At 70.7% G+C, this 18,763-nt stretch carries 18 protein-coding genes; 10 read left to right on the top strand and 8 right to left on the bottom strand.

What is annotated here, in order from left to right:
* Positions 1–191: 191 nt before the first annotated feature.
* Positions 192–536, top strand: coding sequence for a cupin domain-containing protein (locus tag KUM44_RS13340; protein ID WP_217208040.1), 345 nt, complete (start codon positions 192–194; stop codon positions 534–536).
* Positions 537–540: 4 nt separating this feature from the next.
* On the opposite strand, the gene KUM44_RS13335 is transcribed toward KUM44_RS13340, so the two are convergent.
* On the bottom strand, positions 541–1,545 hold the full coding sequence (locus KUM44_RS13335) for a LacI family DNA-binding transcriptional regulator (RefSeq protein ID WP_217208148.1): 1,005 nt from the start codon (positions 1,543–1,545) through the stop codon (positions 541–543).
* Positions 1,546–1,690: 145 nt separating this feature from the next.
* On the opposite strand from KUM44_RS13335, the gene KUM44_RS13330 reads away from it, so the two are divergent.
* Positions 1,691–2,851, top strand: a complete 1,161-nt coding sequence (locus KUM44_RS13330) for a Gfo/Idh/MocA family protein (protein ID WP_217208039.1) — start codon at positions 1,691–1,693, stop codon at positions 2,849–2,851.
* 9 nt (positions 2,852–2,860) lie between these two features.
* On the opposite strand, the gene KUM44_RS13325 is transcribed toward KUM44_RS13330, so the two are convergent.
* Together KUM44_RS13325 and KUM44_RS13320 are read right to left on the bottom strand one after the other, a co-directional pair.
* A complete protein-coding gene (locus tag KUM44_RS13325; RefSeq protein WP_217208038.1) occupies positions 2,861–3,472 on the bottom strand; it encodes a TMEM175 family protein in 612 nt (203 codons plus the stop codon).
* A gap of 65 nt (positions 3,473–3,537) precedes the next feature.
* Positions 3,538–4,566: a LacI family DNA-binding transcriptional regulator gene (locus KUM44_RS13320; RefSeq protein ID WP_217208037.1), complete on the bottom strand. Its 1,029-nt coding sequence runs from the start codon at positions 4,564–4,566 to the stop codon at positions 3,538–3,540.
* Between the two features lie 107 nt (positions 4,567–4,673).
* Between KUM44_RS13320 and KUM44_RS13315 the strand changes: the two genes are divergently transcribed.
* The 4 genes from KUM44_RS13315 (at position 4,674) to KUM44_RS13300 (ending at position 8,724) form a co-directional block, all read left to right on the top strand.
* A complete protein-coding gene (locus KUM44_RS13315) occupies positions 4,674–5,840 on the top strand; it encodes a phytanoyl-CoA dioxygenase family protein (protein ID WP_217208036.1) in 1,167 nt (388 codons plus the stop codon).
* 26 nt (positions 5,841–5,866) lie between these two features.
* The gene (locus KUM44_RS13310) at positions 5,867–6,643 is read left to right on the top strand and encodes an SDR family oxidoreductase (protein WP_217208035.1); all 777 of its coding nucleotides are present in this window, start codon (positions 5,867–5,869) and stop codon (positions 6,641–6,643) included.
* Positions 6,644–6,706: 63 nt separating this feature from the next.
* Positions 6,707–7,711 carry a Gfo/Idh/MocA family oxidoreductase gene (locus KUM44_RS13305; protein WP_217208034.1) on the top strand — a complete coding sequence of 335 codons (1,005 nt, stop codon included), beginning with the start codon at positions 6,707–6,709 and terminating at the stop codon, positions 7,709–7,711.
* Positions 7,708–8,724 carry a Gfo/Idh/MocA family protein gene (locus tag KUM44_RS13300; protein WP_217208033.1) on the top strand — a complete coding sequence of 339 codons (1,017 nt, stop codon included), beginning with the start codon at positions 7,708–7,710 and terminating at the stop codon, positions 8,722–8,724. The genes KUM44_RS13305 and KUM44_RS13300 overlap by 4 nt, the downstream gene beginning before the upstream one ends.
* A gap of 48 nt (positions 8,725–8,772) precedes the next feature.
* Here the strand turns inward: KUM44_RS13300 and KUM44_RS13295 are convergent, their stop codons facing one another.
* Genes KUM44_RS13295 through KUM44_RS13275 form a run of 5 tightly spaced genes read right to left on the bottom strand, consistent with a single transcriptional unit; the run spans position 8,773 to position 13,737 of the window.
* Positions 8,773–9,798, bottom strand: coding sequence for a Gfo/Idh/MocA family protein (locus KUM44_RS13295; protein WP_217208032.1), 1,026 nt, complete (start codon positions 9,796–9,798; stop codon positions 8,773–8,775).
* 25 nt (positions 9,799–9,823) lie between these two features.
* A complete protein-coding gene (locus KUM44_RS13290; protein WP_217208031.1) occupies positions 9,824–10,726 on the bottom strand; it encodes a sugar phosphate isomerase/epimerase in 903 nt (300 codons plus the stop codon).
* 1 nt (position 10,727) lies between these two features.
* Complete coding sequence (locus KUM44_RS13285; protein ID WP_217208030.1) at positions 10,728–11,636, bottom strand: ATP-binding cassette domain-containing protein; 909 nt, start codon at positions 11,634–11,636, stop codon at positions 10,728–10,730.
* Between the two features lie 5 nt (positions 11,637–11,641).
* Positions 11,642–12,715 (bottom strand): ABC transporter permease, encoded by a 1,074-nt coding sequence (locus KUM44_RS13280; protein WP_217208029.1) that lies wholly within the window; start codon positions 12,713–12,715, stop codon positions 11,642–11,644.
* Between the two features lie 5 nt (positions 12,716–12,720).
* On the bottom strand, positions 12,721–13,737 hold the full coding sequence (locus tag KUM44_RS13275; protein ID WP_217208028.1) for a sugar ABC transporter substrate-binding protein: 1,017 nt from the start codon (positions 13,735–13,737) through the stop codon (positions 12,721–12,723).
* Between the two features lie 297 nt (positions 13,738–14,034).
* On the opposite strand from KUM44_RS13275, the gene iolC reads away from it, so the two are divergent.
* Genes iolC through iolD form a run of 4 tightly spaced genes read left to right on the top strand, consistent with a single transcriptional unit; the run spans position 14,035 to position 18,721 of the window.
* Positions 14,035–15,009, top strand: coding sequence for a 5-dehydro-2-deoxygluconokinase (gene iolC / locus KUM44_RS13270; RefSeq protein ID WP_217208027.1), 975 nt, complete (start codon positions 14,035–14,037; stop codon positions 15,007–15,009).
* Positions 15,010–15,043: 34 nt separating this feature from the next.
* Positions 15,044–15,922, top strand: coding sequence for a deoxyribose-phosphate aldolase (locus tag KUM44_RS13265; protein ID WP_217208026.1), 879 nt, complete (start codon positions 15,044–15,046; stop codon positions 15,920–15,922).
* 25 nt (positions 15,923–15,947) lie between these two features.
* Positions 15,948–16,835 (top strand): 5-deoxy-glucuronate isomerase, encoded by an 888-nt coding sequence (gene iolB, locus KUM44_RS13260; RefSeq protein ID WP_217208025.1) that lies wholly within the window; start codon positions 15,948–15,950, stop codon positions 16,833–16,835.
* An 8-nt stretch (positions 16,836–16,843) separates the two neighbouring features.
* Positions 16,844–18,721: a 3D-(3,5/4)-trihydroxycyclohexane-1,2-dione acylhydrolase (decyclizing) gene (gene iolD, locus KUM44_RS13255; protein ID WP_217208024.1), complete on the top strand. Its 1,878-nt coding sequence runs from the start codon at positions 16,844–16,846 to the stop codon at positions 18,719–18,721.
* Positions 18,722–18,763 lie beyond the last annotated feature (42 nt).

The following is an 18,763-nucleotide window of genomic DNA, read 5'->3' as shown; positions in this document are numbered from 1 at the left end:
CTGGCCATCGCCGTGCCCATGTCCGTCAGTCGGGTCAGCTGCTCGCCGCCGGCGGCGACGGCGACGACGGCGACGACGTCCTTGGCCGCGCACAGCCCTTCGTGAAGGCGCGACGGAGTGTCCGCCCGGTCCCGCCGAGACCGCACACTCTGTCCAGGCCGCTCCCCTCCCCACCCGGCTAGGGTCACCGCATGACGCACAGCTTCGTACTGCACATCCCCGACGCCGAGCTCGAACCCGAGCCCCTCGCCCCCGAGCAGGTCGTGTCCGGGACGCCTGAGGTGACCGGGAAGGTGGTGTGGGAGTCGCAGGACGGGCGCCAGGTGCGCGGGGTCTGGCAGATCACTCCCGGTGTGGTCACCGACACCGAGGCCGACGAGCTGTTCGTCGTGATCAGCGGGTCGGCCACCATCGAGGTGGAGGGCGGGCCGACGCTGACGGTGGGCCCCGGCGACATGGCCGTACTGCGCGAGGGTGACCGTACGACGTGGACGGTGCACGAGACGCTGCGCAAGGCGTACGCGATCAATCTGTGAGCGGTCAGCCCACGCGTGGGGGTGCCGTCGAGCCGCGGATCTCCAACGTCGGTACCGCGAGCCGGACTTCGCCCGCTCCCCCGGTGCCCTCGAACCGGTCGAGCAGACGGCGGGCCGCGCTGCGGCCGACCTCGTGGCTGGCGTTGTCGACGGTCGTGAGCCACACATGGCGCAGGCGGGCGACGCTGGTGTTGTCGTAGCCGACGACGGACAGGTCGCGCGGCACCCGCAGCCCTGTCTCCTCGGCCGCCGACAGTGCGCCGATGGCGGCGATGTCGTTCACGGCGAACACGGCCGTCGGTCGCTGCGCGCGGCTCAGCAGCCGGACCGTCGTGCGGTAACCGCCCTCCTCGGTCATGTCGCTCGCCTCGACGACCGTCTCGTCCCCGAGGCCGTGCTCCCGCATCGTCGCCTCGAAGCTCCGCCGCCGCAGCTCACCGACCGCGCCGTACCCGGCGATGTGCGCGATGCGCCGGTGCCCGAGGCCGATGAGGTGCTCGGTGACCAGGCGGGCGCCCCGCTCGTCGTCGTTGGCGACCACGTCCACGCCGGGCAGCAGCGGCTCGCGTGCCCCCGCCACCACCACCGGAAGGCGCTCTGCGACCGTCCCGAGCGCGGCCGGGTCGGGCAGCGTGCCGACCACGACCAGGCCGTCGACCCCGAGGTCGAGGAAGGGGCCGGCCGGGTCCTGTCCGGTACGGCGGTTGAGGCGGGCGTCGGCCAGGAGCATGCGCAGGCCGTTGTCGTGCAGGAGCGAGTTCAGGCCGTCGAGCATGTCGACGAACCAGGGGTTGCGCAGGTCGTTCAGGAGGACGCCGACCGTGCGGCTGCGCTGCTCGCTGAGGCTGCGGGCGGCGGCGTTCGGACGGTAGCCGAGTTCGCGAACGGCCCGCAGGACGGCCTCGCGCTTCTCCGGGCGCACCTGGTCCGAGCCGCGCAGGACCAGCGAGACCAGGGACTTGGAGACGCCGGCCCGGTCGGCCACATCACGGATCGTCGGCGCTCTCATGGACATGGACCGTTCCATGCGGGGCCACACGTTGTCAAAGGGACGAGAAAGGGTCGGGAAAGGGTCGGGAAAGGGTTGACACCGGTGCCAGGCCGCACCCAAGGTGAGCTGGACACGAAATGGACCGGTCCAAAGAGGGGCTGCAATGGTGGACACGCTCGGCGTCGCCGTCGTCGGATTCGGCTGGATGGGACGGGTGCACACCCAGGCGTACGCCCGTGTCGCACACCATTACCCGGCGCTTGCCCTGCGTCCGGAGCTGGTGGCCGTCGCCGAGGACGTGCCCGGCCGGGCCGAGGAGGCCGCCGCGCGGTTCGGGTTCGCCTCGACGACCCGTGACTGGCGCGAGGTGGTCGCAGACCCGCGTGTACAGGCCGTCAGCATCACCGCGCCGAACTTCCTGCACCGTGAGATCGGCGTCGCGATGGCCGCGGCCGGCAAGCACATCTGGATCGAGAAGCCGGTGGGGCTGACCGCCGAGGACGCCCGCGCGGTGGCGGACGCGGCCGCCAAGGCCGGCGTCCAGAGCGCGGTCGGCTTCAACTACCGCAACGCGCCCGCCGTCGAGACCGCCCGCGACCTGATCGCCGCCGGCGACATCGGCACCGTCACACATGTCCGCATCCGCCTCTTCAGCGACTACGCCGCTCACCCCCAGGCTGCCCTGACCTGGCGATACGAGCGTGAGCGAGGCGGCAGCGGAGTCCTCGGCGACCTCGCCTCGCACGGCGCCGACCTGGCCCGCTTCCTGCTCGGCGACATCGCCTCGCTGACCGCCGACACCGCGATCTTCGTGCCCGAACGCGCCCGCCCGACCGGCGCCACCGCCGGGCACACCCTCGCCACCGGGGAACTCGGCCCGGTCGAGAACGAGGACTACGTCAACTGCCTGCTGCGCTTCGCCTCCGGCGCCCGCGGTGTCCTGGAGGCCTGCCGGGTCTCGGTCGGCGAGCAGAACAACTACGGCTTCGAGGTACACGGCACCAAGGGCGCGGTGTTCTGGGACTTCCGCCGCATGGGCGAGCTCGGCATCAGCCGTGGCACCGGCTACCAGGACCAGCCGGTCAGCACCGTGTATGTCGGCCCGGGCGACGGCGAGTTCGGCGCTTTCCAGCCGGGCGCCGCGAACGCCATGGGCTACGACGACCTCAAGGTCGTCGAGGCGTACCGCTTCCTGCGCTCGGTCGCCGAGGGCACCCCGCACGGGGCCGCCCTCGACGACGCCGTGCGCAGTGCCGCAGTACTCGACGCGATGGCGCGGTCTGCGCAGAGCGGCGCGTGGGTGGACCTGGCCGCGGGAGAGTGACGCACGGTCTCAGCGCGCCCGCTCCGCCCGGCGGCCGATGACCACCTTGATCGGGGCCATGACCAACCAGAGCCACATGGCCGCGTCACCGACGGACAGGGCGAGCGGGATGCTGACGACGAACACCACCACCGTCACCGAGAGGTCGAGCGCGTAGAGCCGGAAGCCCCCGGGCGGGCGTGTCCCGCCGCGCAGCCAGGGGCGCCGGACCAGGACGAGCAGCACCGCGAGGTGGGCGGCGCCGAGGGCGGCCACCGTCGCCGCGTAGATGGCGACCGACTCGGGCTCCTGGCCGTACTCGGAGAGGAGCTTGGTGGGGAAGGGCAGCAGGGCCGCGATGCTCAGGCCCAGGATGGACAGGGTGATCACCTGCCCGTCGAGCTGCCGGACGAAGCCGAAGATCCGGCGGTGTTCGCGCCAGAACGCACCGAGCACCACCACGCTGAGCCCGTAGCCCCCGAGGTTCGGGATCAGTTCGTGCAGGGCGTCGTCGTACTCGTCCGAGGCCAGTCCCCGTGGGACGTAGAAGTCCAGGACCAGCAGCGTGAGCGCGATGGCGAACACGCCGTCGGCGAGCGCCACCAGCCGCTCGGGACCGCCGTCCGGCTTCGATTTCCACATGCGCACGACGGTAGGGAGCCGGAGCCGTCCCGCCGGTGTACACGCCAGGCGCATGCCCTCGATCGTCACCCGATGGGCGTGGGCATGTTGTACGGCGTCACGACCTGGATCGCCGACGGCAGCGTGGGCCCCGCCGGCGGCAGCGCGCCATGGGCCCGCATCACGATGTGGCAGGCCTCGCGCATGTCCTGGCGCAGATCGTGGTGGAGGACAGCGGACAGCCGGTGCTCGCGCAGCAGACGGGTGTTGTCGTGGTCGAGGTCGTGCGCGACGAACACGGCGCAGTCGCGGCCGAGGTCCTCGAAGGCGCGCAGGGTGGCGATGTTTCCGCCGCCGATCGAGTAGACGGCGCGGATGTCCGGGTCCCGCTCCAGTGCGGCCCGGACCAGGTCGTACTGGGTGGCGTCCAGCCCCTGTCCCTCGGCGATCTCGACGAGCGTGCGGTCGGGATGGCGGGTCCGCATGGCGCTGCGGAAGCCCATCTCGCGCTCCTCCTCGTTGCGGAAGAACCCGCTGCTGAGGCTGGTCAGCACATTGCCGGGACGGTCGCCGAGCCACTGGCCCATCAGGTACGCGGCGGTCGCCCCGGCGGCCCGGTTGTCGATGCCGACATAGGCGATGCGGGCGGTGGAGGGCAGGTCGGTCACCAGGGTCACCACCGGGATACCGGACTCCGCGAGCCGGGCGACGGCGGCGGTGACCTCGGGGACGTCCGGGGCCTTGAGGATCACGCCCTGCGAGCCGCGCCGCGCGATGCGGTCCAGCGTCCGGGTCAGCTCCGGCATCGGCCCGGTCTCCCGGAAATGGAAGCGTGAGCGCACGACGGCCGGGTGCAGGGACGGCAGCTCGGCCTCCAGGGCGGCGCGCACGGCGGTGGTGAAGCGCTCGGGCGCCTGCACCACCATGTCGATCATGAAGGTACGGCCCACGAGGCGGACCTGGGTGCGCTGGCGGTCCAGGTCGGCTATCGCCTGCTGGACCTCCCGCGCGGTGCTCTCGCGCACCCCTCCCCTGCCGTTCAGGACCCGGTCCACGGTGGCCTCGCTCAGGCCCGCCTGACGTGCGATTTCCCGGATCGGGAAGGGGTGGCCCATGCCACGGCTCCTTGAGGGGTTTTTGATGGGTGGCTGCTGGTTGTTCGACGGGATTGTCATGACAAGAATGGCAGCGCTGAGCCGCCCCTGTCATCGAGAGGACGCCGATGTCCTTCACCCCCGTCCACCGCCGGGCCTGGCTGTCCGAGCACGACTGCGACCTCGCAGGCTTCCGGGAGCTCGTGGAGCGGACGACCGACCTCGCCGACTACCCGTACGCCTCCTCCGTGGAGCGCGAAGTCCTGGTCTACGACAGCGAGCGCCTGCGCAGGGCCGACGACCTTCGTGCGGTACGGGCCGAACTGGTCCGCGCCCTCACCGAAGGACCCGGCATCGTCGTCCTCCGGGGCGCCTTCCCGGACCCGGGGACGGTCGACCGGCTCAGCGCCGTGTTCGACGCCCTGATCGCCGAGCAGCGCGCCTCGGGCGCCGACGCCGGGGACCACTTCGCCAAGCCGGGCGCCAACGACCGGGTCTGGAACGCGCTGGAGAAGGCGGCCCTCTACGACCCCGAGGCCTTCGCCGACTACTACGCCAACGACATCCTGGCCCTGGTCTCGCACGCCTGGCTCGGCCCCGGCTACCAGGTCACCTCCCAGGTGAACGTGGTCAACCCCGGCGGCGCGGCGCAGACCGCGCACCGCGACTACCACCTGGGGTTCCTCTCGGGCGAGGTCGCGGCCGCCTACCCGGCCCATGTCCACGTCCTCTCCCCCGTGCTCACCCTCCAGGGCGCCGTCGCGCACTGCGACATGCCGGTGGAGTCCGGGCCGACGATGTACCTGCCGTACTCACAGCGGTACGAGCCCGGCTACCTCGCGTGGCGACTCCCGGAGTTCCAGGCGTACTTCGAGGCGCACCACGTCCAGCTCCCCCTCGCCAAAGGCGACGCGGTCTTCTTCAACCCGGCGCTGTTCCACGCCGCCGGCACCAACCGGTCGTCGGACATCCGGCGCATGGCGAACCTGCTCCAGGTGTCCTCCGCGTTCGGGCGGGCGATGGAGACGGTGGACCGCGAGGCCGTCGCCAACGCCGTGTACCCGGTGCTGCTCCGGCGAAGGAGCGAGGGCGCCGGCGAGGCGTGGACGGCGAACGTGATCGCCGCGAGCGCCGAGGGCTACCCCTTCCCCACCAACCTCGACAGCGACCCCCCGGTGGCCGGGCTGGCCCCGCCCTCGCAGGCGGACGTCGTACGGCGCGCGCTGCGCGAGGCATGGACCCCCGGGGCTCTGCGGGACGAGCTGCGGGCCGGCGCCGAGCGGCGCCAGAGCTGACCAGAGCTGAAAGGACCTGGAAAGACATGGGACTTCTCGACGACAAGGTCGTCCTCGTCAACGGCGGCAGCCAGGGCGTCGGCGCCGCCATCGCGCGGGCGGTCGTTCGCGAGGGGGCGGTCGTGGCCGTCACCGGGCGGCGCACCGAGCCCGGCGAAGCCCTGGTGGCCGAGCTGGCCGCCGAGGGCGGCAAGGCGATGTTCGTGCAGGCCGACCTGTCGGACGCCGAGCAGGCGAAGGCCTCCGTCGCCGAGGTCGTCGACGCGTACGGGCGGATCGACTGCCTGGTCAACTCGGCGGGGCTGACCTCCCGGGGCACCCTGCTCGACACCACGCCCGAGCTGTTCGACCAGCACATCGCGATCAACCTCAAGGCGCCGTTCTTCGCCATGCAGGCCGCCGTCTCCGACATGGTCGCGCGGGGGGCACCCGGCACGATCGTCAACATCATCACGTCCTCGGCGCACGGCGGGCAGCCGTTCCTCGCGCCGTACGTCTCCGCCAAGGCCGGCCTCATCGGCCTGACCCGCAACGCCGCGCACGCCCACCGTTGGGACCGGGTCCGGATCAACGGCCTGAACATCGGCTGGACGGCGACCGAAGGTGAGGACGCCACGCAGAAGGCGTTCCACGGCGCCGCCGACGACTGGCGGGAGCAGGCCGCAGCGAAGCTGCCGATGGGCAAGCTGGGCCAGCCGGACGAAATCGCCGACTTCGTGGTCTTCCTGCTCTCGGACCGGTCCGGGGTGGTGACGGGATCGGTGATCGACTGGGACCAGAACGTGCTCGGCGGCCTGGACTAGATCTTCATTCGCCCTCGAACCCTCTCCTCTCCTCTCAAGCCTCCTACTCAAGGAACCTGAACCATGCGAATCGGCATCCTCGGCCTCGGCCGCATCGGCGCCTTCCACGCCGAGACCCTCTCCGGACTCGACGCGGTCGACTCCCTCGTCGTCACCGACCCGTTCGCGGAGGCCGCCAAGGCCGCTGCGGAGCGGTTCGGCGCCGAGGTCGTGGACTCGCCCGAGGCCCTGCTGGCCGCGGGCGTGGACGGCATCGTCGTCGCCGCCGCGACCGACGCCCACCCCGCGCTGATCCTGGCCGGGGTCGAGGCCGGCATCCCCGTCTTCTGTGAGAAGCCCGTCGCCAAGACCATGAGCGAGGGCGTGGAGGTACTCAAGGCCGTCCAGGGCAAGGACGTGCCCATCCAGATCGGCTACAACCGCCGCTTCGACACCGGGTTCGTCAACGCCCGTGCCGCCGTGCAGTCCGGCGAGCTCGGCAAGCTGCACACCGTGCGGTCGACCACGCTGGACCCGGCGCCGCCGCCGGCCGCGTACGTCGCCGCCTCCGGTGGCATCTTCCGGGACTGCTCGGTGCACGACTTCGACATCATCCGCTGGGTGACCGGCCGTGAGGTGACCGAGGTCTACGCCGTCGGCGGCAACCGGGGCGCCGACTACATCAAGGAGGCGGGCGACGCCGACACCACCGGCGCGATCCTCACCCTCGACGACGGCACCATCGCGGTGGTCTCCAACTCCCGCCACAACGCCCGTGGTTACGACGTCCGCATGGAGATCCACGGCTTCACGGACTCCATCGCCGTCGGCCTGGAGGACAAGCTGCCGCTGCGCTCGGTCGAGCCCGGCGTGACCTTCCCGGCGGGCACCCCGCACGACTTCTTCATGGACCGCTTCACCGCGGCCTACCGCGCCGAACTCACCGCGTTCACCGAGGTCGTGGCCGGCACCCGGCCCTCACCGTGCACCATCGAGGACGCGCTGGAGGCCGGTTGGATCGCCGACGCGTGCACACTGTCGCTGCACGAGCACCGTCCGGTGACGATCGAGGAGGTACGGCAGGGATGAACGACTCGGGCCGGGAACCACTGCGCATCGGGGTACTGGGCGCGGCACGCATCACCGAACTGTCCCTCGTCGGCCCGGCCCGCACGACCGGCCACCGCCTCGTGGCGGTGGCCGCGCGCGACCGGTCCCGCGCCGAGGCGTTCGCCGACGAGCACGACGTGGAGCGGGTGGTGGACTCGTACGCCGACCTGCTCGCGGACCCCGAGGTGGAGGTCGTCTACAACCCGCTCGCCAACGGCCTGCACGGGCCGTGGAACCTCGCCGCGCTCGCGGCCGGCAAGCACGTCCTGACGGAGAAGCCGTCGGCGAGCAACGCCGAGGAGGCGGCCGAGGTACGGGAGGCGGCGGCCAAGGCCGGGACAGTCTTCATGGAGGCCTTCCACTACCTCTTCCACCCGGTCACCCGGCGCCTGCACGAGATCCTCGAAAGCGGTGAACTGGGCGAGCTCCAGCGGGTGGAGACGCTGGTCGCGATTCCCGCGCCCGGCGACTTCGACCCGCGCTGGTCGCTGCCCCTCGCGGGCGGCGCGCTGATGGACCTCGGCTGCTACAGCCTGCACGCGGTACGGATGCTCGCGCCATGGGCGGGCGGTGCGCCGCGGCTGGTCTCCGCGCGCGGTGGGGAACGGGCGGGCGCGCCCGGCGTCGACGAGTGGCTGGACGCCGAGCTGGAGTTCCCGGGCGGGGCGACCGCGTCCGCGCGCTGCCACATGGCGTACGACGAGCTGGAGATGAGCTGCCGGATCGTGGGCTCGGCCGGTGAGGCGCTCGCCCCGAACTTCGTGCTGCCGCACCGGGACGACCGGGTCGTGGTGCGTACGGCGGAGGGCGAGCGGACGGAGCGGCTCGGCACGCGCTCGTCGTACACCTACCAGCTGGAGGCGCTCGCCGCGCACGTCCGCCGGCACGCCCCGCTCCCGCTGGACGCGGACGACGCGCTGGCCACGATGTCGCTGATCGACGAGGCCTACCGCGCGGCGGGCTTCGAGCCGCGACCGCGTACGGCGTCCTGAAGAACACGGTGGGGTGCCGGGGAGTTCCCCGGCACCCCACCGTTGTTGTCAGTCCTGATACAGCGCCGGCCGGTCGACCAGGTCCACCGCGACCCGGCCGCCCTCCTCCAGCGCCCGTACGCCCGCTTCGCACACCGCGGCCACGGCGTACCCGTCCCAGGCGCTGGGCCCGGTGACCTCGCCGCGCCGGGTGGCGTCCACCCAGGCCTGAACCTCACGGTCGTAGGCGTCGGCGAAGCGCTCGATGTAGTCCTGGGCGATGATGCCGCCCCAGCGCCCGGCCGCGTGGGTGACCATGGCGTGGCCGTCGCCGACGCGGGCGGTGCCGCGTTCGCAGACGACCTCGGCCTGGACCTGGTAGCCGAAGCCGCAGTTGACGAAGATCTCGACGTCGACGATCGCGCCGCCGTCGGTCTCGAAGACGACGAACTGGGGGTCGCGGATGCCGTCGGGCGCGTTCCCGGACGGTTTCGGGGCGAGCACGGTGACGGCCGTGATCTCGTGGCCGAGGAGCCAGCGGGTCACGTCCATCTCGTGCGTGACGGAGTCGTTGATGAGCATCTCGGACGTCCAGCCGGGCGGGCTGGCGACGTTTCGGTGCCGGTTGTGCAGCATCAGGGGGCGGCCCAACTGGCCCGTCTCCAGCAGGGACTTGAGCTTCATGTACTCGGCGTCGTAACGCCGCATGAAGCCCACCTGGACGCGGCGCCGGCCCAGCTTCTGCTCGGCTTCCAGCACCCGCAGTGCGGAGGCCGCGTCCGGTGTGAGCGGCTTCTCGCACAGTACCGGCAGGTCGTGCTCGAAGGCCGCGAGGAGCGCCGCCTCGTGGGCGGGGCCCGGCGAGGCGACGATCACCGCGTCGACGTCGGCCGCCGCCATCGCGGCGGCCGGGTCGGTGTGGGCGGTGCAGCCGTCGACGCGGGCCGCGACCGACTTGGCGCGCTCCGCGTCGACGTCCACGACGGCGGTCACCCGTGCCCCGCTGGTGACCTCCTGGATACGGCGCACATGGTCGGCGCCCATCCTTCCGGTACCGATGACTGCGACTCCGAGCGTGTGCGGACGCTGGGTCATGGTGATCGGCCGTCCTTTCGGGTCGTCAGGCGCCGCAGGACCGAAGGAACTTACGGGTACGCACCGCGATGGGCAGCGGCTTGTCCGGCTCGCAGGGGTACATGTCCTGCTCGACGATGGCGAACAGGTCCACGTTGAGCTTCTGCGCGGCCGTCAGGACCGGACCCAGCTCCGGTACGCCCGCCGGGGGTTCGCACATCACGCCGCGCTGGACGGCGGGGCCGAACGGGATCTCGTTCTTCACCACGTCCGCGAGGATCTCCGGGTCGACCTGCTTGAGGTGCAGATAGCCGATGCGCTCGCCATAGGTCTCGATCAGCTTGACGCTGTCGCCGCCGCAGTAGGCGTAGTGACCGGTGTCCAGGCAGAGGTTGACCAGGTCGGAGTCGGTCGAGTCGAGGAAGCGCTCGACGTGGGCCTCGGTGTCGATGTGGGTGTCGGCGTGCGGGTGCACGACGATGTCGAGGCCGAACCGCTCCTTCACCTCGTGACCGAGGCGCTCCATGCCCTTGGTCAGGTGGGCCCACTGCTCGCCGGTGAGCTCCGGCGGCTCCAGGATCTCGGCGGTCTTGTCGTCCCGCCAGAACGACGGGATGACCACCAGGTGCTTCGCGCCCATGGCCTGGGTGAGGGAGGCGACCTCGCTGACGTGCTCCCAGGTGGACTCCCAGACGGAGGGGCCGCGGTGCAGTCCGGTGAAGATCGTGCCGGCCGACACCTTCAGGCCCCGCTTGTTCACCTCGTCGGTAAGGCGGGCCGGGTCGGTGGGGAGATAGCCGTACGGGCCCAGTTCGATCCAGTCGTAGCCGGCCTCGGAGACCTCGTCGAGGAAGCGTTCCCAGGGCACCTGGACGGGGTCGTCGGGGAACCAGACGCCCCAGGAGTCGGGGGCCGAGCCGACCCGGATGCGGTCGAGCGCAGGAGGCATGTCAGGACTTCCCTTCGGTGGACGCCACGGGTGCGGTGAGGTCTTCCTCTTCGGGGAGCTCCTCGACGTCGACGCCGCGGACCTGGCTCAACTCGTGCTTGAGCGCGGCAAGTTCGGTGCCGCCGGCCATGTGGTTGGTGAGTTCTTCGAGGCTGACCTCGGCCCGGGAGGCGTTGAGTTCCATCGTGCCCAGGCGCAGCACGCTGAAGTGGTCGCCGACCATGTAGGCGTGGTGGGGGTTGTGGGTGATGAAGATGACGCCGAGGCCCTTCTCGCGGGCGGCGGCGATGTACTTCAGGACCACGCCGGACTGCTTGACACCGAGGGCGGCGGTGGGCTCGTCCAGGATGAGGACACGGGCGCCGAAGTAGACGGCGCGGGCGATGGCCACGCACTGGCGCTGGCCGCCGGAGAGGGTGCCGATGGGCTGTTCCAGATCGTCCAGGACGATGCCCATGTTGCGCAGTTCCTGGTCGGCGGTCTTCTTCATCTTCTCGATGTCGAGACGGCGGACCGGCCAGGGGCCCTTGGTCATCTCGGAGCCGAGGAAGAAGTTGCGCCACACCGGCATCAGCGGGACGACCGCGAGGTCCTGGTAGACGGTGGCGATACCGCGGTCGAGGGCCTCGCGGGGGGTGGAGAAGCGCACGGGGCCGCCGTCGACCAGGAACTCGCCCTCGGTGTGCTGGTGCAGGCCGGAGATGATTTTGATCAGGGTGGACTTGCCGGCGCCGTTGTCGCCGAGGACGCAGGTGACCTGGTTGGGGAACACCTTCAGGTCCACGCCGTGCAGGGCGCGGATGTTGCCGTAGGCCTTGCCCGCACCGCGCAGTTCGACGATCGGGGCGTCCTTCTCCGGGGCCTTGTCCTGGAGGATGGCACCGTGTGTGCCGGTCTTTTCGGTGGTCATTCGGGTCACCTCCTGGTCGCTGTGCGCTGGACCCACAGATTGATGAGGACTGCGCCGAGGAGCATCACGCCGAGGAAAGCCTTGAACCAGTCGGGGTTCCAGCCGGCGTAAACGATGCCCTGCTGCACCATGCCGAACATGAACGCGCCGAAGACCGGGCCGATCGCCGAACCGGCACCACCGGTCAGCAGACAGCCGCCGATCACGGCCGCGGCGATGTAGATGAGCTCCTGGCCCACACCCTCGCCGGACTGCACGGTGTTGAACGAGAACAGGTTGTGCATGCCGACGAACCAGGCACCGAAGCCGACCAGCATGAACAGCGAGATCTTCGTGAACGTCACCGGCACACCGACGGCCCGCGCGGACCCCTTGTTGCCGCCGACCGCGAAGATCCAGTTGCCGTACTTGGTACGCAACAGCACCCACGTGGCCAGCGCCGCGAAGACCAGCCACCACACGATCGTGATCTTCACAGTGACGCCGCCGACCTCGAAGGACGAGGCGAACAGCGCCTTGGCCTGGTCGAAGCCGTCCATGTCGCTGATGTCGTCCGTGGCGACGTTCCCGGTGATCAGCTTGGTCACCGCCAGGTTCACGCCCTGGAGGATCAGGAACGTGCCGAGGGTGACCAGGAAGCTGGGCAGTCCGGTCTTGACCAGCAGCCAGCCGTTGAACAGACCGATCGCGAGGGACACGATCAGCGCGACGATCACACCGACCCAGACGTTCATGCTCAGCTGGTACGCGGTCATGCTGGCCGTCAGCGCGGAGGTGACGACGGCGACACCGGCGGACAGGTCGAACTCGCCGCCGATCATCAGCAGCGCGACCGGCAGGGCCATGATCCCGATGGTGGACGACTGGTAGAGGATGTTCGCCATCGAGCTGCCGTCACGCACGGCCGGGGCCGTGATGAGGAAGAAGATCAGCACCGCGACGGCGCCTAGGAAGACGCCCACCTCGGGACGGGCGAGGAGGCGCAGCGCCAGGGGGCGCTCCCTGGTCCGCCCGTCGGATTCCTTGCCGGGGCCGGGGGCCGGCGGTGTGGTCACCGCCGGCTCAGCCTGTTGGGTCATGTTGGTCACCGAGTGCCCTTCGCGGCGAACTTGTCGATCGTCTCGACATTCGTCTTGTCGACGAAGGCAGGTCCGGTCAGCACCGGCGCCTCGCCGCCGCCCATGTAGTTGCCGTTGTTCTTGTAGAGCCACAGGGAGTCGATCGCCAGGTAGCCCTGGAGGTAGGGCTGCTGGTCGACGGCGAACTCGATGTCGCCCTTGTTGATCGCTCCGGTCAGTTCCTTGTTGAGGTCGAAGGTGGCGACCTTCGCCTTGCTGCCCGTCTCGTCCACGGACTGTGCGGCCGTCAGCGCGAACGGGGCGCCGAGGGCGACGACGTAGTCGATGTCGCTGTCCGTCTTGAGCTTGGCGGTGATCGTGGACTTCACGGACGGCATGTCCGTGCCGTTGACGTTCAGGGTCTCGGTCGTACCCTCGAACGTCTTCTTCACCCCGTCACAGCGCTGGGTGAGGCCGACGTTGCCCTGTTCCTGGATGACACAGACGGCCTTCTTCGCGCCCTCCTCGTTCAGGCGCTTGCCGAGCGCCTCGCCGGCCACGGTCTCGTCCTGGCCGAAGAACTCCATCAGGCCGAGCTTCTGCCAGTCGCTCACACCGGAGTTGAGGCCGACCACCGGGATGTTCGCCTTCTTCGCCTTGGCGATGACGTCCTTCAGGGCGTCCGGCTTGGCGAGGGTGACGGCGATGCCGTCGACCTTCTTGTCGATCGCGTTCTGCACCAGGGTGGCCTGGTTGCCCGCGTTCGGGTCGGCGGAGTAGTCCAACTCGATGTTGTCCTTGGCGGCAGCCGCTTCGGCGCCCTTGCGGACGATGTCCCAGAAGGTGTCACCGGGCGCCTGGTGGGTCACCAGGGCGACGGTCATACGGGGAGTGTCGGCCTTGCCCGCAGAAGCGTTTTCCCCGCCCTCCTCGGCCTGCTTGCCACCGGAGCTGCTGGAGCAGCCGGCGAGGGTCAGCGTGACCGCGGCGGCCAAAGCCACCATAGGGGCCAGCTTGCGGGAGCGGGGGGTGTAGCGGTCCATCTTTCCAGCACCTCACTGTGCGACGGGGTCTGCGACGGGGGGAAAGGGATGATCACTGGATCCGGGGCCCGGACCTTGGGAAGTTCCGGGTCGTGCGCCGTAGAAACGCTGCGGTTCGCTGGGACGGGATCCAATCCCTTGATGCGCCCGCTGTCAATACTTTGTCAAGACATCATTTCACGCTCAGGTCCGAATGTAAGTACAAACTATTGACAGCGTCGGCCTCCACGACCTAAACCTGGGGGGCGGCAGGCCCGCTGGGACCCGCACCCCTGTCCAGCTCTAGGAGCGTCGCGCATGGCCGAGTCAGCCAAGTCCTTCGACTTGATCACGATGGGAAGAATAGGAGTCGACCTCTACCCCATGCAGACTGGCCTACCTCTGACGCAGGTGGAGACGTTCGGCAAATTCCTCGGAGGCTCGGCCGCGAACGTCGCGGTGGCCGCCGCTCGGCTCGGCCGGGCCTCCGCCGTGATCACGCGCACCGGCGACGACCCGTTCGGCGCGTATCTGCACGAGGCCCTGAAGGACTTCGGCGTCGACGACCGCTGGGTGACGCCCGTCGCGGCGTACCCGACGCCGGTGACGTTCTGCGAGATCTTCCCGCCGGACGACTTCCCGCTGTACTTCTACCGGCAGCCTAAGGCGCCTGACCTGGAGATACACTCCGACGAACTGGACTACTGGGCGATCCGCTCGGCACGTGTCTTCTGGATCACCGGCACCGGCCTGAGCGAGGAGCCGAGCCGCTCCGCCACCCTCGCCGCCCTCAAGGCGCGCGACAAGGCGGGCATCACGGTCTTCGACCTCGACTGGCGCCCCGCGTTTTGGAACAGCACAGCCTGGCGCGACGCGGACCAGGCCCGCCCGTACTACGCCGAGGCGCTGCGGCACGCCACGGTCGCGGTCGGCAACCTCGACGAGTGCGAGGTCGCCACCGGCGTCCGCGAGCCCCGCGCCTGCGCCGAGGCGCTGCTGGCGGCCGGCGTGGAGCTGGCGGTCGTCAAGCAGGGCCCCAAGGGCGTGCTGGCGGTGCATCGCGACGGCAGCGAGGCCGAGGTGCCGCCGGTGCCGGTCGAGGTGGTCAACGGCCTCGGCGCGGGCGACGCCTTCGGCGGCTCGCTGGTCCACGGGCTGCTGGCCGGGTGGGAGCTGGAGAAGACCATGCGGTACGCCAACGCCGCCGGCGCCCTCGTCGCCTCCCGTCTGGCCTGCTCCTCCGCGATGCCCACCGAGTCCGAGGTCGAGGACCTCCTCGCCCAGGCGTCGTGACGGCCCACCGAGCCACCCCCGAACGGAGCTTTCCTTGAGCATCAGCATCCCCGACCTCACCGCGGTCAGAGCCCGGAACCCCGAGGCCGTCGCGGAGGCCGCCGCCCGCAGAGTGCGCCGCCCGCTGATCGGCGACAGCGGCCGCCTGATGATCGTGGCCGCCGACCATCCGGCCCGCGGCGCCCTGGGCGTGGGCGGCCACCGGCTCGCCATGGCCAACAGGGCCGAGCTGCTGGAACGTCTCTGCATCGCGCTGTCCCGGCCCGGCGTCGACGGAGTCCTGGCCACCGCGGACATCCTGGAGGATCTGCTGCTGCTCGGCGTCCTCGACGACAAGGTTGTCATGGGCTCCATGAACCGCGGCGGCCTGGCCGGAGCGTCCTTCGAGATGGACGACCGCTTCACCGGCCACCGCGCCGAGGACATCGGCCGGCTCCGCTTCGACGCGGGCAAGCTGCTGGTGCGTATCGACTACGACGACCCGGGCTCGCTGACCACCCTGGAGACCACGGCCCGCGCCATCGACGACATGGCGGCGCTCCGACTCCCGCTGTTCGTAGAGCCGTTCATCTCCCGGCGGATCGACGGCCAGGTGCGCAACGACCTGTCCGCCGAGGCCGTCACCAAGTCGATCGCCATCGCCTCCGGCCTCGGCGGCACCTCGGCCTACACCTGGCTGAAACTGCCCGTCACCCATGACCCCGACGACATGGCGGAAGTTCTTGAGACGTCCACGCTCCCCGTCGTCCTGCTGGGCGGTGAGGTCGGGGGCGACCAGGAGGGTGCGTACGAGCGCTGGCGCAAGGCGCTCAGGCTCCCCACCGTCCAGGGCATGGTCGTCGGCCGTTCGCTGCTCTACCCGGCCGAGGGCAGCGTGGAGACGGCGGTGGACACGGCCGTCGGCCTGTTGTGACCGGATTGTGAGGCGGAGAGAGACGATGACGTATCACCTTCCCGCGGGAAAGGCGCTCGGCGGCCCCTACGTCGTGGACGTCACGCCCGAGAAGGCCGGCTGGGGCTACTCCAGCCTGAAGATCCTCGAGCTGCCGCCCGGCGGCGCGCACAGCTTCGAGACCGGCGACAGCGAGTGGATCGTGCTGTCCCTGAACGGCGGCTGCACGGTCGAGGCGACGGACAACTTCGGCCATGACACCTTCCGCGTCACCGGCCGGGAGAGCGTGTTCAGCGGCGTCAGCGACTTCGTCTACGTCCCGCGCGACGCCCGTACGACCGTCTCGTCCGCCGGCGGCGGCCGGTTCGCGCTGACCGGCGCGCGCTGCACCCGGCGACTGCCCGCCCGCTACGGTCCGGCGTCCTCCGTGCCGGTGGAGCTGCGCGGCACCGGCAACAGCAGCCGCCAGGTGAACAACTTCGGCGCGGCCGGGGTCTTCGAGTGCGACAAGCTCATCGCTGTCGAGGTCATCACGCCGGGCGGCAACTGGTCGTCCTTCCCGCCGCACAAGCACGACGAGCACCGTCCCGGTGAGGAGTCGGTGCTGGAGGAGATCTACTACTTCGAGTTCGCCGATCACGAGGGCACCCCCGGTCTCGGCTACCAGCGCGTCTCCCCGTCCGGACAGGGCCGGGGCACCGACGTCCTGGCGGAGGTGCGCGGCGGCGACGTCGTGCTGATCCCCGACGGCTGGCACGGGCCCTCGATGGCGGTGCCCGGCCACCACATGTACTACCTCAACGTCATGGCGGGCCCCGAGGACGAGCGCGCCTGGCTGATCTGCGACCACCCCGATCACGCCTGGATCCGCGGCACCTGGCCGGACCAGCCCGTCGACCCCCGTCTGCCCCTCTACACCGCTCCGTCCCAGTGAGGTCCCCGATGAGCCCATCCACCGTCCGCCTGACCGTCGCCCAGGCGCTGGTGCGGTTCCTGTCCGTCCAGTACACCGAGCGCGACGGCGTACGGCACCGGCTGATCGCCGGGACCTGGGGCATCTTCGGCCACGGCAACGTGGCCGGCCTCGGCCAGTCCCTCGTCCAGGCGGGCGAGGAGGTCATGCCGTTCCACCAGGGCCGCAACGAGCAGTCCATGGTGCACGCGGCCGTCGGCTACGCCCGGCAGCTGGGCCGGCTCTCCGCGCAGGCGGTGACCACGTCCATCGGTCCCGGCGCGACGAACCTCGTCACGGGGGCCGCCCTGGCCACCATCAACCGTCTGCCGGTCCTGCTGCTCCCCGGCGACTACTTCGCCTCGCACGCCCCGGACCCGCTGCTCCAGCAGTTGGAGCACCCGACGGAGGCGGACGTCTCGGTCAACGACACGCTCCGGCCGGTGTCGAGGTACTTCGACCGCATCACCCGCCCCGAGGCGCTGATCCCGTCCGCGCTGAACGCCATGCGCGTGCTCGCCGACCCGGCCGAGACCGGCGCCGTCACCCTGGCCCTCCCCCAGGACGTGCAGGCGGAGGCGTACGACTGGCCGCAGGAGTTCTTCGCCGAGCGCGTCTGGTACGTACGGCGTCCCGCGCCCGACCCGGTCGAACTGGCGGCGGCCGTCGAGGCGATCCGGGCCGCCGAGCGCCCGCTGATCGTCGCGGGCGGCGGTGTCCACCACAGCGAGGCCGAGGCGGCGCTGAAGGCGTTCGTCGAGGCCACCGGCGTCCCGGTCGCCTCCACCCAGGCGGGCAAGGGCTCGCTGCGCCACGACCACCCCGCCGACCTCGGCGGCATCGGCCACACCGGCACGTCGGTCAGCGACGACATCGCCCGCACGGCCGACCTGGTGATCGGCGTGGGCACCCGGTACACGGACTTCACCACCGCCTCCGGCACCCTCTTCCAGAACCCGGACGTGCGCTTCGTCAACCTCAACATCACCGGGTTCGACGCGCACAAGCTGGCGGCGCGGACGCTGGTCTGCGACGCGCGGGCAGGACTCACGGCCCTGACGGAGGCGCTTTCCGGCCACCGTGTGGACGCCGCGTACGAGGCCGAGTACGCGGCCGGGAAGGCGCGCTGGGACGCGGTCGTCGAGGCCGCCTACCGCGCCGACGACGAGACGGCCGTACCGACGCAGACCCAGGTGCTGGGTGCCCTCGACGCGGTCGTCGGCGACGACGACGTGGTGATCAACGCGGCCGGTTCGCTCCCGGGTGACCTGCACAAGCTGTGGCGGTCGCGCTCGCCGCGCCAGTACCACCTGGAGTACGGCTACTCCTGCATGGGCTACGAGATCCCGGCCGGGATCGGCGTCCAGCAGGCCGCCCCGGACACGGTCGTGTGGTCGCTGGTCGGCGACGGCACCTACCTGATGATGCCGACGGAGATCGTGACCGCGGTCCAGGAGGGCCTGCCGGTCAACATCGTCCTGATCCAGAACCACGGCTACGCCTCCATCGGCGGGCTGTCGAACGAGGTCGGCGCCGAACGCTTCGGCACCGACTACCGCTACCGCGCCGCCGACGGCACCTTCACCGGCGCCCCGCTCCCCGTCGACCTCGCCGCCAACGCGGCCAGCCTCGGCATGGACGTGCTGCGCGCCAAGACGGTCCGCGAGCTGCGCGAGGCGCTGGCCACGGCCCGCGCCTCCGACCGGCCGACCTGCGTGTACGTCGAGACCGACGTCAAGAACCCGACCTCGCCGGGCGCCGAGGCCTGGTGGGACGTGCCCGTGGCCGAGGTCGCCTCCCGCGAGGCCGCCGTCGAGGCCCGCGAACGGTACGACCGCAACGTCGCCGGACGTCGCCACCACCTCTGAACTCCCCGCACCCGACCCGCACTTGAAAGGCCCTCTCGCACC

Source organism: Streptomyces sp. AC550_RSS872 (genome assembly GCF_019049285.1).
GTDB lineage: Bacteria > Actinomycetota > Actinomycetes > Streptomycetales > Streptomycetaceae > Streptomyces.
The sequence above is the reverse complement of the archived record's forward strand: the minus strand, read 5'-3'. Positions and strand labels throughout refer to the sequence as shown.

Coding starts and splice junctions, on each gene's coding strand:
- KUM44_RS13340 (WP_217208040.1), top strand. CDS start 192: ATGACGCACAGCTTCGTACTGCACATCCCCGACGCCGAGCTCGAACCC.
- KUM44_RS13335 (WP_217208148.1), bottom strand. CDS start 1,545: ATGAGAGCGCCGACGATCCGTGATGTGGCCGACCGGGCCGGCGTCTCC.
- KUM44_RS13330 (WP_217208039.1), top strand. CDS start 1,691: ATGGTGGACACGCTCGGCGTCGCCGTCGTCGGATTCGGCTGGATGGGA.
- KUM44_RS13325 (WP_217208038.1), bottom strand. CDS start 3,472: ATGTGGAAATCGAAGCCGGACGGCGGTCCCGAGCGGCTGGTGGCGCTC.
- KUM44_RS13320 (WP_217208037.1), bottom strand. CDS start 4,566: ATGGGCCACCCCTTCCCGATCCGGGAAATCGCACGTCAGGCGGGCCTG.
- KUM44_RS13315 (WP_217208036.1), top strand. CDS start 4,674: ATGTCCTTCACCCCCGTCCACCGCCGGGCCTGGCTGTCCGAGCACGAC.
- KUM44_RS13310 (WP_217208035.1), top strand. CDS start 5,867: ATGGGACTTCTCGACGACAAGGTCGTCCTCGTCAACGGCGGCAGCCAG.
- KUM44_RS13305 (WP_217208034.1), top strand. CDS start 6,707: ATGCGAATCGGCATCCTCGGCCTCGGCCGCATCGGCGCCTTCCACGCC.
- KUM44_RS13300 (WP_217208033.1), top strand. CDS start 7,708: ATGAACGACTCGGGCCGGGAACCACTGCGCATCGGGGTACTGGGCGCG.
- KUM44_RS13295 (WP_217208032.1), bottom strand. CDS start 9,798: ATGACCCAGCGTCCGCACACGCTCGGAGTCGCAGTCATCGGTACCGGA.
- KUM44_RS13290 (WP_217208031.1), bottom strand. CDS start 10,726: ATGCCTCCTGCGCTCGACCGCATCCGGGTCGGCTCGGCCCCCGACTCC.
- KUM44_RS13285 (WP_217208030.1), bottom strand. CDS start 11,636: ATGACCACCGAAAAGACCGGCACACACGGTGCCATCCTCCAGGACAAG.
- KUM44_RS13280 (WP_217208029.1), bottom strand. CDS start 12,715: ATGACCCAACAGGCTGAGCCGGCGGTGACCACACCGCCGGCCCCCGGC.
- KUM44_RS13275 (WP_217208028.1), bottom strand. CDS start 13,737: ATGGACCGCTACACCCCCCGCTCCCGCAAGCTGGCCCCTATGGTGGCT.
- iolC (WP_217208027.1), top strand. CDS start 14,035: ATGGCCGAGTCAGCCAAGTCCTTCGACTTGATCACGATGGGAAGAATA.
- iolB (WP_217208025.1), top strand. CDS start 15,948: ATGACGTATCACCTTCCCGCGGGAAAGGCGCTCGGCGGCCCCTACGTC.
- iolD (WP_217208024.1), top strand. CDS start 16,844: ATGAGCCCATCCACCGTCCGCCTGACCGTCGCCCAGGCGCTGGTGCGG.